10 protein-coding genes are annotated in these 12,307 nt (G+C 69.3%); 6 read left to right on the forward strand and 4 right to left on the reverse strand.

The features are described 5' to 3' along the window. Positions 1-48 precede the first annotated feature (48 nt). The 3 genes from G4D77_RS27740 to G4D77_RS27750 all read right to left on the reverse strand — a co-directional run bounded on the left by G4D77_RS27740 (position 49) and on the right by G4D77_RS27750 (position 4,117). Positions 49-1,041 carry a tripartite tricarboxylate transporter substrate-binding protein gene (locus G4D77_RS27740; RefSeq protein ID WP_074924056.1) on the reverse strand — a complete coding sequence of 331 codons (993 nt, stop codon included), beginning with the start codon at positions 1,039-1,041 and terminating at the stop codon, positions 49-51. Between the two features lie 47 nt (positions 1,042-1,088). Beyond that, positions 1,089-2,237, reverse strand: coding sequence for a porin (locus G4D77_RS27745; RefSeq protein ID WP_016450572.1), 1,149 nt, complete (start codon positions 2,235-2,237; stop codon positions 1,089-1,091). 170 nt (positions 2,238-2,407) lie between these two features. Continuing rightward, positions 2,408-4,117: a tannase/feruloyl esterase family alpha/beta hydrolase gene (locus G4D77_RS27750; protein ID WP_154834027.1), complete on the reverse strand. Its 1,710-nt coding sequence runs from the start codon at positions 4,115-4,117 to the stop codon at positions 2,408-2,410. Between the two features lie 195 nt (positions 4,118-4,312). Here G4D77_RS27750 and G4D77_RS27755 point away from each other — a divergent pair, with 195 nt between their 5' ends. After that, a complete protein-coding gene (locus G4D77_RS27755) occupies positions 4,313-5,200 on the forward strand; it encodes an amidohydrolase family protein (protein WP_046241907.1) in 888 nt (295 codons plus the stop codon). Positions 5,201-5,206: 6 nt separating this feature from the next. Here G4D77_RS27755 and G4D77_RS27760 read toward each other — a convergent pair whose 3' ends face one another. Further along, positions 5,207-5,707 carry a MarR family winged helix-turn-helix transcriptional regulator gene (locus tag G4D77_RS27760; protein WP_016450569.1) on the reverse strand — a complete coding sequence of 167 codons (501 nt, stop codon included), beginning with the start codon at positions 5,705-5,707 and terminating at the stop codon, positions 5,207-5,209. 216 nt (positions 5,708-5,923) lie between these two features. On the opposite strand from G4D77_RS27760, the gene G4D77_RS27765 reads away from it, so the two are divergent. The 5 genes from G4D77_RS27765 to G4D77_RS27785 all read left to right on the forward strand — a co-directional run bounded on the left by G4D77_RS27765 (position 5,924) and on the right by G4D77_RS27785 (position 12,307). Beyond that, complete coding sequence (locus tag G4D77_RS27765) at positions 5,924-7,753, forward strand: CocE/NonD family hydrolase (protein ID WP_154834028.1); 1,830 nt, start codon at positions 5,924-5,926, stop codon at positions 7,751-7,753. A gap of 51 nt (positions 7,754-7,804) precedes the next feature. Further along, entirely contained in the window at positions 7,805-8,431 is a 627-nt protein-coding gene (locus tag G4D77_RS27770; RefSeq protein ID WP_154834029.1) for a TetR/AcrR family transcriptional regulator, read from the forward strand. Next, complete coding sequence (locus G4D77_RS27775) at positions 8,428-9,477, forward strand: DUF418 domain-containing protein (protein WP_154834030.1); 1,050 nt, start codon at positions 8,428-8,430, stop codon at positions 9,475-9,477. Before G4D77_RS27770 ends, G4D77_RS27775 begins: the two co-directional genes overlap by 4 nt. A 218-nt stretch (positions 9,478-9,695) precedes the next feature. After that, positions 9,696-10,814 (forward strand): LuxE/PaaK family acyltransferase, encoded by a 1,119-nt coding sequence (locus tag G4D77_RS27780; protein WP_016450565.1) that lies wholly within the window; start codon positions 9,696-9,698, stop codon positions 10,812-10,814. After that, positions 10,811-12,307, forward strand: coding sequence for an acyl-CoA reductase (locus G4D77_RS27785; RefSeq protein ID WP_213757811.1), 1,497 nt, complete (start codon positions 10,811-10,813; stop codon positions 12,305-12,307). The genes G4D77_RS27780 and G4D77_RS27785 overlap by 4 nt, the downstream gene beginning before the upstream one ends.

Below are 12,307 nucleotides of genomic sequence, written 5' to 3' on the forward strand. Positions count from 1 at the left end.
TGAGTGTGGCCTTGTCCCGTGAAGGGGAATGGGCCTGCCGACGACTGATCAGGACTCGCCCGTGAACCCGATCTGCTTGACCAGCGAACTCCAGCGCTCGAACTCGGCCTGCTGGTCGGCGGCCATCTCCTGCTGCGTGCTGCCGCGCGCCAGCAGGCCCAGGGCCGCCAGCCCGTCGATCACGGCCTTGTCCTTGAGCGCGGCGGTGATGGCCGCGTTGGCGTTGGCAATGGTGGCGGCCGGGGTCTTGGCGGGCGCGTAGAACCCGAACCATTCCTCCACCGTGACATCGGGAAAGCCCAGCTCGGTGAAGGTGGGCACCTCGGGCAGGAAGGGCGAGCGCTGCCTGCCCGAGGTGGCCAGCACGCGCAGGCGGCCGGCCTTCAGGTACTGCAGGTAGTCGCCGCTGGGGTTCATGGTGGCCGCGATCTGGCCGCCCACCAGGTCGGTGATGCTGGGCACGGTGCCGCGATAGGGCGCGTGCTTGAGCTCCACGCCCGAGCGCAGGCCCAGCAGCGCGCCCAGCAGGTGCGGCATGGAGCCCGCGCCCGGCGAGCCGAAGCTGGCGCGGTCGGGGTTGGCCTTGGCCCAGGCCAGGAAGTCCTTGAGCGTCTTGACCTCGGCCGGCACGGCGGGGCCCACGGCCAGGCCGTGGTAGATCACGGCGCCAATCGATACGGGCGTTGCGTCTTCGGGCCTGTAGGTCAGCTTGGGGTAGATGTGGGGATAGACCGAGAAGGCCGATACGGGGGCCAGTGCCAGCACGGAACCGTTGGGCGGGGAGTTCTTCAAGGCCTCCACCGCGATGCGGCCTCCGGCGCCGGGCTTGTTCTCCACAAAGCCCGGGCCCTTGCTGTAGGGCGTGCTGCCCAGCCGCTCGGCCACGCGGCGGGCCACGCTGTCGCCCGAGCTGCCGGCCGGAAAGCCGTACATGATCTTGACCTGGTCCAGTGCCTGGGCCAGGGCTTGCAGCGGTGACAGCGAGCCCAGGGCGGCGGCGCTGCCCAGGGCCTGGACGAAATGACGGCGATGCATCTGCATGGGATGTCTCCTGGTGAATATGGGAAAGGCAGGCGGATGGAAGCGGCTCAGAACATGTGGCGGATGCCCACGTTGATGCCGGTCTGCGAGCGTCCCGGCGCGGTGTTGCTGCCCGGCGCGCCGCCGCTGACCGAGACGGTCGCCAGGCGGTCGTTGCGGATGTGGCCGAGCTGCGTGTAGACGGCCGTGCGCTTGGACAGGTTGTAGATGGCGCGTGCCACCAGCAGGTCGGAGTCGTAGCCCGACACGCCGCGGTAGCGCAGCGTGAGCCACTGGGTTTCGAGCACCAGGGCCTCGGTGACCGGGTAGGAGGCGCCCACGTACCACAGGTTGCTGCGTGGCTTGACGGCGTCGCCGTCGTTGTCGCGGCGCAGCAGGCCGCCGCCGATCTTCACGCCGGCCAGCTTGAAGTAGCCGCCCAGGTGCAGGCGCTCGTCATGCTTGGCGCTGGAGTTCATGCCGCCGAACACCGGGTCGGTGGACGAGGCCGGCGTGCGGCCGTTTTGCTGCTCGTAGCCCAGCGCCACGCCCCAGGCCGGTGTGTCGTACTTGGCGTACAGCGACCACTGGCGGCAGGCCTGCGTGTCCGATCCGCTCTCGCCCGGGCAGTTGGTGCCTGCCGGGCTGGGGCCGGCATTGACGGTGTCACGCCCGAAGCTGTAGCCCGCGCCCAGTGCCAGTCCGCCGAAGTTGCCGCGCCAGGCCAGCATGTTGTCGGCGCGCGAGTTGGGAATGTAGGCGTCCAGCGAGCCCATGGCGAAGACGGCCGGGCCGATGATGTCCGAGTCCAGCAGCGACCAGAACAGCATGGAGTTCTGGCGGCCCATGGTCAGGCTGCCCCAGTTGCCGCCCAGGCCCACCCAGCTTTGGCGGCCAAAGCCGCGCCCGCCCTGGTTGAAGGTGCCCTGGTCGGGCGCAAAGCCCGACTCCAGCGTGTAGATGGCCTTGAGGCCGCCGCCCAGGTCCTCGCTGCCGCGCAGGCCCCAGCGCGAGGGCACCATGCTGGTGGTCGATGGCATGCGGCTGAGACCGCCGCCCGCCGCCACATTGTTCAGGTGCTCCACGCCCACATCGACGATGCCGTAGAGCGTGACGCTGGAGGTGCCTTGCGCGAAGGCGCCGAAGCTGGCGCCGGAGCCGGCCAGGGCCAGCACGGCGGTGGCCGCCAGGGTCCGCGGGGATGGGGTGGTTTTCATGGTGATGTCTCCTCTGGTTTGAAAAATCGTTGCCGTCTTGGCGTGGGTGTCCGCGCGCCTTTTCTCGGGCGCAGCGGGGCCCGGCCCCGCCGGGGGCGGGACTGCGGACAAGGGGTGGATGGGGGCGGAGGGGGCGGGCCGTTCAGGCGCCGCCCGCCTTCAGTGCATGGTCAGCGGCAACTGAAGCTGGCAGCGCTTTCCATGTCGCCGCTGCCGTTGTAGCGGGCGGCCAGCGGATGGGGGCACAGCGGCCGGGTGCGCGTGGGCGACCAGTTGGCGGGCAGGTCGGCGTTGGCGCCGCCCGCGTTGCCCGCGCCGCGCGCACTGGCGATCACGCGGTCTGGCGCCTGGCCTTTCTCCACCCAGGCCACGAGGGAGCTGAGCATGTCGAACTGATCGGTGGCCGGGCCGCCGCTGCAGTGGTTCATGCCGGGCACCAGGTACAGGCGGGCGAAGTCGGCGGCGTCGCCATGGTTGCGGCGCAGCGTGTCGTACCACTGCACGGTGTCATCGCTGGAGAAGATGGGGTCGGCCGTGCCGTGGTAGACCATGAGCTTGGCGCCCCGGTTGCGCAGCACGGGCAGCTTGCCGTAGTCGGGCGGCATCATCAGCGACAGGCCGCTTTCCGTGAAGGTGCCGTTGGTCGCCTGCACCTTGGCCAGCATGCTGTCCACGCTGCCGTTGAGGGCGAACTGCGCGTCTTTGAAGCTGGCGGCGCTTTCCGGCGGCGTCTGCCAGATGAAGGCCACGGCACCGGAGTCGCGGCTGATGGGGTTGGAGAATTTCCAGCCGGCCCAGCCGGCCGTATCCAGGCCCGCGTCATACGGGAAGCTGCTGTAGATGCGGCTGCCGCCGCTGGTGGTGGCGCCCTTGAACAGGCCGGCGATGGTGCTCTTTTGCTCGGCGCTGAGGCAGCTGCCGTCGCGCGCACCGCCGCAGGTGGGCACATCGCGCGACAGGTCGAAGCTCGCCTGGCAGGCTGCGCCGGCCTGCACCATGCCGTCGGTGGCCCCGTCCAGCGCATCGCACCGGGCCAGCACGGCCTGGCTGACCAGGCGGCGCTCGGCCTGGGTGAAGCCCGTGCCCAGGTCCGAGGCCGTGGTGGCCAGCTTCGCATAGCCCTGGGCGCCGGCAATGTTGGCAATGGCCGCCAGCGGCAGGCGCGTGCCGGGGTTGCCGGCGATGATGCCGTCGTACTGGTCGGCATAGCGCGAGGCCGCCACCATGGCGTGGCGCCCGCCGTTGGAGCAGCCGCCCAGGTAGGAGCGGTCAGGCCCCTTGCCATAGGCCGTCTGCAGCGCGCTGCGCGCCATGGGCGTGAGCTTGCCCACGGCCTGGTAGCCATAGTCCAGCCGCGCCTGCGGGTCCAGGCCGAAGAAGGGACCCAGGCTGCCTGCATGCCCGGCATCGGAGCTGAGCACGGCAAAGCCCATCTGCAGCGCGTTGCCCAGCGGCCCGCCGCCCAGCGCGCCCACGGCCGTGCTCACGACGCCGTCCAGCCCGCCGTTGGCCTGGTAGAAGAAGCGCCCGTTCCAGTCGCGCGGCAGGCGCATCTCGAAGCCCACGGCGTAGTTCTGGCCATCCACGGTGCTGACGCGCTCGTGCATGCGGCCGGTCACGCGGCAGTGCTCGGCAATGGGCTTGCCCGCCACCGCCAGCGCGCCGGCGGCCACGGTCTCGGCGGCGGTGATGCGGGTGTTGGGAAAGGATATTTTCGCGGCCAGGTCCGTGCACGACAGCAGCGTGGCGGGGCGGGCCTCGGCCAGCTGCGCGATGCCGTCGCTCGAGCCGCCGCAGGCCGACAGCAGCAGGGCCGGCAGGGCGGCGGCCAGCGCGGCCGGCAAGGCGCGGGAACGGGTCTTGTGGATCTTTCTGTCCATGTCTGTCTCCTCGGAAGGTGGTGTGAAGCCTCAGCGCGAATCCGTTGCGTGGCAGCCGTTGCCTGCATCTGCATCGCTTTCTGATGGCCGCGATTTTGGTTATATTTAATAACCAATTCAAGCGGCCTTTGCGAATTTCTTATTGGGACTTCCCCTTGATTGCGGGGCAGGCAGCAGGCCGCACAGGAGACAGACATGGACCACGAAAAACTCATTGCCATCGACATCCACACGCACGCCGAGGTGAGCTGCTGGAACCCGTTCGACAACTACGGCGAGGAGTACGACCGCGCCGCCGACAAGTACTTCGGCAACGGCCGGCGCCCGACCATCGCCGAGACCGTTGCCTATTACCGCGAGCGCAACCTGGGCCTGGTGATGTTCACGGTGGACAGCGAATCGCAGCTGGGCCGGCGCCGCATTCCCAACGAGGAGATCGCCGAGGCTGCGCGGGCCAACAGCGACATGATGGTGGCCTTCGCCAGCATCGATCCGCACAAGGGCCGCATGGGTGCGCGCGAGGCGCGGCGGCTGATCGAGGAAGAGGGCGTCAGGGGCTTCAAGTTCCACCCCACGGTGCAGGGCTTCCATCCCTACGACCGCATGGCCTGGCCGATCTACGAGGTGGTGGCCGAGTACCAACTGCCGGCCATCTTCCACACGGGCCACAGCGGCATTGGCAGCGGCATGCGCTGCGGCGGCGGCCTGCGCCTGGCCTACAGCAATCCCATGCACCTGGACGACGTGGCCATCGACTTTCCCGACATGCAGATCGTGATGGCCCACCCCAGCTTTCCCTGGCAGGACGAGGCCCTGTCCGTGGCCCTGCACAAGCCCAATGTCTGGATCGATCTGTCGGGCTGGAGCCCCAAGTACTTTCCCCGGCAGCTGGTGCAGTACGCCAACACCCTGCTCAGGGACCGCGTGCTGTTCGGCAGCGACTATCCCCTGATCACGCCCGAGCGCTGGATGAAGGATTTCCAGGAAGCCGGCTTCAAGCCCGAGGTGATGCCCGGCATCCTCAAGGGCAATGCGGTGCGGCTGCTGGGCTTGGACCGGCCCGCCGCGCAGAAGGCGGACTGAGCGCGCTCAGTTGTAGATCTTCTGCAGCAGCTGGATCAGCGTTTTGCGCTCGGCATCGGTCAGGCGGTAGGTGGCATCCATCTCCAGCTGGGCCGCCGTTCGTTCGGCCTGGGCCGTGAGTTCGGCGCCGGCCGGCGTCAGGTGCACGCCCACGGCGCGGCGGTCTGTGGGATGGGGGCGGCGCTCGATGAGCTTGCGCCGCTCCAGCGCGGCGATCAGGCCCACCAGGTTGGGCGGCATCACGTCCAGCGCCGCGCACAGCTGGCGCGAGGTGATGCCGGGGTTGTGGGACACCAGGGACAGCACGGAGAACTCCACCATCTTGAGATCGTGGGTGGCCATGCGCTCCACGAACACCTCGATGATGGACATCGAGGCACGCCGGGCGTTGTAGCCGACCAGGGTGTGCAGGAAAGAGGCGTCGATGGACGGCCCCGGCGCTGTGGTGCCGGACGGGGCCGTGTTCTCTTCGGACGGAGCGGGCTTGGATGTGCGGGCGCGGGGCATGGGGTCAAGGAACTGAAAATCGAATCATAGTGTGGCGCGCGGCTGCCGTGGTCCGGGGCCTAAGGCCGTGGCGATTGGCCGCGTTCGCCTTCAGCCTGTCTTCAGGCGTGCTTCAGCCCCCCTTCAGCCTGCGCGTGCGCCATGCGCCCGGACGGTCCTACATTGCGGCCTGCCCCCTTGCGGGCATGACTGCATCAGCAACCAGGAGGACCATCCATGATGACTTTTCGCCATTCCCGCGCGTGGCTCGGCGCGGCCGGCATCGCCACCCTTGCCCTGGGCCTTGCGGCCTGCGGCGGGGGCTCTTCGGGCAGCACCAATCCCGGGCCGCGCATCTGGGGCTACATCCAGCTGCCTGACGGCAACAAGATGCGCTATTCGGTGGTCTTTCCCAAAGGGCCGGGGCCTTTTCCCGTGCTGATGGAGTACGACGGCTACGGATCGGGCTCGGTCACGGACCAGACCACCCAGGAATGGACCAAGGAAGGCTATGCCGTGATGGGCCTGAACGTGCCCGGCACGGGCTGCTCCACGGGCGAGAACCAGTGGGCCGACGCCTCCGTGGGCGCGGCCGGGGCGCACGCGGTGGAGTGGGCTGCGCGCCAGGCGTGGTCCACGGGCAAGGTGGGCATGGTGGGCTATTCATACTCGGGCTACGACCAGCTGTGGGTGGCGGCCCAGCGCCCGCCCAGCCTCAAGGCGATTGCACCTGGCAAGAACGTGGCCGATCCCTACCGCGACGTGGCCTATCCGGGCGGCATCCAGAACATCGGCTTTCCCGCCAATTGGTGGGGGCAGTTCCCCGCGATATGGCGCAAGGCCGCCGAGGACGCCAAGGCGCTGGACGGCGATACCGGATGCGCCCAGGTGGTGGAGGACAACATCCGCAAGATCCAGCGCCCCGACCTGGACATGGCGCGCTGGCTGGACGAGGACCGCTTCTTCGGCGACCGCTACGCGCGCAAGAGCGCCATGTACTCCACGCACCGCATCGACATCCCCACGCTGGGCACCCAGTCCTGGCAGGACGAGCAGGTGGGCACCCGCATGGGCTACTACGAGGACAGCATCGCCCCGGACAAGATGTGGCTGATCAGCTCCAACGGCGACCATCACACCGACAGCGCCCCCTTTATTCGCGAGACCATGAAGCGCTTTTACGCGCGCTTTCTCAAGGGCGAGAGCAACGGCTTCGAGCACACGCCGCGCGTGCTGCTGGCGCAGGAAATGCAGTGGATGAACGGTGGGGGCGACTATGGGCAGCTGCGCCCCTCGGCCGTGGCCAGCTTTGACCGGCTGCCCGTGCGCGTCACGCCCATGACGCTGTGGCTGCAGCCGGGCGGCGGGCTGGGCGATGCGCCCCCGCAGGCCGAGCGCCAATCGGCCAGCTACCGCTACCCGCTGCCGGGCGCCGATGCCAACCATCCCGACGCGGACACCGAGTCCGGCGCGGGCCAATGGATGGCCAGCCCCGCCGGGCAGGGCCTGCTGCGCTTTACCACGGCCCCGCTGCCGCGCGCGCTGAGCTTTTATGGCGAGGCCTCGCTGGACCTGTGGCTCAGCGCCACGGCCGGCGATACCGATGTGCAGGTCACCGTCTCGGAGGTGCGTCCCGACGGCCAGGAGATGTTCGTGCAGCGCGGCTGGCTGCGTGCCTCCATGCGCGCGCTGGACGGCCAGCGCTCCACCGCCTTGCGGCCCTGGGGCGATTTCACCGAGGCCGCCGTGCGCCCGCTGCGCCCCGGCGAGCCCACGCTGATGCGCGTGGAAATCCAGAAGTTCGCCCATGTGTTCCGCGCGGGCTCCAGCCTGCGCGTGACCCTGGACACGCCTTCGCAGACCGGGTACTGGGCCTTCGACCATCTGTCCACGCCTTCGACCAACACCGTCTGGCTGGACCGCAGCCGGCCGTCGAAGATCGTGCTGGGCCACATCGCCTATGCCCATGAGCGGCAGCTGCCGGACTGCCGGCGCATGCTGCGCCAGCCCTGCAGGCCCAACGAGGAGGCCGTTCCTTCGGGCGTGGGCCCCCTGCCGCCGCTGTGATTTCATGCCCCGGTGTTGACCATGAATGAACGTTCGTTCATCATTCGGGGCATGAAAAAGAAAGAAGACATCAGCGAGCGCCGGGCTGTCATCGTGGAGGCCGCCCTGCAGTGTTTCGTGGAGCGCGGCTTTCACTGCACCAGCATGCGCGACATCGCGCAGGCTGCCTCGGTGAGCCTGGGCAATCTGTACAACCACTTCGACAGCAAGCAGGCCTTGATTGCCGAGGTCGCCACGCAGGAGCAGACCGAGCTGCTGCCCTTGCTTCAGGCGCTGGAGCGGGCCGCAGCCCCTTCGCTGCCGGTGGTGGCGCAATTCCTGGCCGCCTACCAGGCGCTGTGCCGCCAGCGGGAATGGGCCGTGCTCAGCGCCGAGTGCCTGTCCGAGATCGCGCGTTCGCCGGGCCTGGCGCCGGCCTTCGAGGCCAACCGCAGGCGCATGCTCGACGGCCTGGCAGGCTTCATGGAGCGCGGGGCGCAGCAGGGCCTCTTGCGGCCCGCCGTGCCCGTGCGCCTGGTCGCGCAACTGCTGCTGGATGCGGTGGAAAGCGATGCGCTGCGCTTTGCGCTGGCGGTGACGCCGCAAGAAGACGCGGGGGCGGATGAAGGGGTCGATGTGCTGCATCCCGCCTTGCTGGCCTGCCTTCTTGGAGGCGAGGCACAGGGAGACGCGACATGAGGCATGCCACCGGCAGGGGCGCCCGCCTTGCGGGGCTGGACCTGGCGCGCTATCTGGCGCTGGCAGGCATGGTGTTCGTCAACTTCAAGCAGGCCATGCATCCCGCGCTGCAGGAGCCGGGCTGGCTGCTGTCGTTCTTCCATTTCCTGGAGGGCAAGGCCTCGGCTACCTTCGTGGTGCTGGCAGGCCTGGGCCTGGTGCTGGCCACGCGCTCGCTGGAGCCGGCCACGGCGCGCCTCTGGACGCTGCGCCGCGCGCTGTTCCTGCTGGTGGCCGGTGGCATGAACCTGGTGATCTTTCCGGCCGACATCATTCACTACTACGCGGTCTACTTCGTGCTGGCCATCGCCTGGCTGCAGGCCGGCGCAAGGGCGCTGCTGGCCGGCATGGCGGCCGTGGCCGTGCTCTCCGCCTGGGCCTTGCTGCAGCTGGACTACAGCCAGGGCTGGGACTGGGCGAGCCTGTACTACCAGGGCCTGTGGGAGCCGGCCGGCTTTGCGCGCAACCTGCTGTTCAACGGCTTCCATCCGGTGCTGCCGTGGTTTGCGTTCTTCCTGTGCGGCATGCTGCTGGCGCGCCTGCCTCTGGCCGAGCCGCGCGTGCAATGGACCTTGGTGGCTGCGGGTGGCGTGATGGTGGGATTGGCCTGCGCCGTCTCGGCGCTTGCGGCCCGCAGCGCTTGGGCGCCCTGGCTGGGCACCGGCCCCATGCCGCCCGGCCCTGCCTATCTGCTGATGGGCCTGGGCTGCGCCAGCATTGCCATAGGCGCCTGCCTGCGGCTGGCCGACCGCTGGCCCGGTGGACCGTGGCGCGGCCTGCTGCCGGCCGGGCGCATGACGCTGACCCTGTACCTGGCACACATCCTCATCGGCATGGGCCTGCTGGAGGCCATGGGCGCGCTGGACGGCTCACGCAGCCTGCGCGAAGTGGCCGTGGCCGCCGCGCTGTACGTGATCATCGCCAGCCTGGCCGCCTGGGCCTGGAGCAAGAAGGTGGCGCAGGGGCCCGTGGAATGGGTGATGCGGCGGCTGACGGCCGTGGGCTGATACGGCCCGCAGCAGGATTGTCCCGGTCCTGCACCCTTGGCGACCCTGCTGTAAGATAGTCCTCCGCTCCGGGGTGCACGCCAGTGCTGAGATCCACACCCGAGAACTTGAACCGGGTCATTCCGGCGGAAGAAGAGCTTGCACCCCTGCGTGGTCGCCCATGCGCCACGGGCGGGGGAGCCTTCGGAGCATCACGTCCCAGCTCTCGAAGGAATTCCATGGACAAGGCCCGGCCCCAGGCGGCTTCTCTGGTCGCAGACCTGCTTGCATTCATCGCCATGGACGGCTGCACCGACGAGCAGTTCGACGCACTGGCCCTGCGGCTGTTTGCCTACCAATACGAATCGAATGCGCCGTTTCGCAGCTTCTGCCAGCGGCGCGGCGCCACGCTGCGCAATGTGAAGACCTGGAGCGACATTCCAGCCGTGCCCATCGATGCGTTCAAGGCCATGGAGCTGCGCAGCGAGCCGGCCTCGCCCGCGGAGCGCGTGTTCATGACCAGCGGCACCACGGGCCAGGCCAAGGGACTGTCCGCGCGCGGGCGCCACTTCCATCCCGCGCTCGATGTCTACGATGCGTCGATGACGCGCAACTTCGCGCAGCGCTTCATGGCCGGGCACGAGCGCCTGCCCATGGGCATCCTCTTTCCCGACGAGCAGGCCATGCCCAACTCTTCGCTGGCCCACTACCTGGCGCTGGCCAAGACGGAATTCGGCACTCCTGACAGCCGCTACTTCCTCACGCCCGACGGCCTGGACATGCCCGGCCTGTGCGCCGTGCTGGAGGAGTCCGAGCGCAGCGGCCGCCCCTATGCGCTGCTGGGCGCCAGCTTCAGCCTGGTGCATGTGATGGATGCGCTGCGCGAGCAGGGCCGCAGCTTCCGTCTGCCGCCGGGCAGCCGCATCCTGGACACGGGCGGCTACAAGGGCCAGTCGCGCGAGCTGCCGCTGGAGGACTTCTACGCCGACCTGTCCCGGCTGCTGGGCGTGCCGCGCAGCCACTGCATCAACATGTACGGCATGACCGAGTTGAGCACGCAGTTCTATGACGACGGCAATGCCACGCTGCCGTCGGTCAAGTCGGGGCCGCACTGGATACGCTCGCGCCTGGTCGAGCCCGTCACCGGCCGCAGCGTGGCGCCCGGCGAGCGCGGCATTCTCGTGCACTGCGACCTGGCCAACTACAACGCGGTCACCACCATCCTCACCGAGGACGTGGGCCTGTGGGCCGGCCATGGCGAGAACAGCGGTTTCCTGTTGCTGGGGCGTGCCGAGGGCGCAGCGGCCAAGGGCTGCTCGCTGGCGGTCGATGAATTCGTGAAGGCCGCTGCTGCATGAACATCGAGCGGATCACGGCCGGCTACCTGCCCGAACTGCCTGGTTTGCGCGAGGACGAGGTGCAGTGGCATGTGCTGCCCTTCGAACGCGGCGGCGTGCGGCTGGAAGTCTCCGTGCCCCTGCTGACCGGCCCGCAGATGCATGCGCTGGCAGCCCATGTGCGCCGTGCCGCCGACCGCCACCTCAGGGCCATGCCCGTGGCCGAGATCATCGACGCCATCGACCGTGCCATTGCCCGCCTGCTGGACCGCAGCGATCCCTATCGGCGCCAGGCCGAGGCCTGGCTGCCCGTGGTCAGCGGCTATGACGCCGACATGGTGAGCCTGGGGCTGACGGGCTTCTTCAAGACCTTCCGCGCCGCGCAGCTGCGGCGCTTCGTGGCCGAGGACTTTGCCAACCCGGCCGTGCTGGACGGCTTCCAGCCCGCGCCCAAGGGCGGCGCGGTGCGCGCCTTCGGGCCCGACCTGCTGATGCACAGCTGGGCCGGCAATGTGCCTGCGCTGTCCCTGTGGAGCCTGGTCTGCGGCCTGCTGGTCAAGGCGCCCGCCATTGGCAAGCTGGCCAGCGCCGAGCCGCTGTTCGCGGGCTGGTTCGCACGGCTGCTGGCCGAGGTGCACCCGCCGCTGGCCGATTGCCTGGCCGTGGTGTGGTGGAGCGGCGCGGGTGGTGTGGATGGGGCGGATGGCGCCGATGGCGTGGATGTCGGTGGAGCCGCCGCGCTCCATGCCGAGGCCGACACCGTGCTCGCCTACGGCGGCAACCAGACGCTGCAGGCGCTGCGCCAGCGCCTGCCCGTGACCACGCGCTTTCTGCCGCATGGCCACAAGCTGGGCTTCGGCATGGTGGGCGCCCAGGCGCTGGACACGCTCAAGGCGCCCGCCGTGGCGCGGCTGGCGGCCTGGGACGTGATGCGCTACGACCAGCAGGGTTGCTACTCGCCCCATGTCTTCTACGTGGAGCGCGGTGCCCCCGTGCCGCCGCGTGCCTTTGCCGACTATCTGGCGGCCGAGCTGGCCAACCTGCAGCGGCGCTTTGCGCGCCGGCCGTTGGAGCTGGAGGAGGGCGCCGCCGTGGCCCGCTGGCAGCAGGCCGTGGAATGGTCGGGTGACGAACAGCAACTGCTGGGTCCGGTGGACGCACCCTGGAGCGTGGCGTACAGCGACAGCCTGCAGCCGCTGGCGCCCACGGCCCTGTACCGCACGATTGCCGTGGTGGGTGTGGACCGCCTGGATGACGCCGTGCCCGTGGTGGCCGCGCAGCGCGACTACCTGCAGACGGCCGGCATTGCCGCCTCGCCCGAGCAGCTGTACCGCCTGGCCGGCCTGCTGGGGGCGGCCGGCGTCACGCGCATCAGTGCCATCGGCTCCATGAGCATGCCCGAGGCCGGCTGGCACCATGACGGCCGCTTCAACCTGCTGGATCTGGTGCGCATGACCGAGATAGAGCAATCTGCCGAGGCGGCGGCGCAGCCGTTTGCGCCGTATGCGGACTGA

This window comes from Delftia sp. WY8 (assembly GCF_018437695.1).
GTDB classification, from domain to species: domain Bacteria; phylum Pseudomonadota; class Gammaproteobacteria; order Burkholderiales; family Burkholderiaceae_C; genus Comamonas; species Comamonas tsuruhatensis.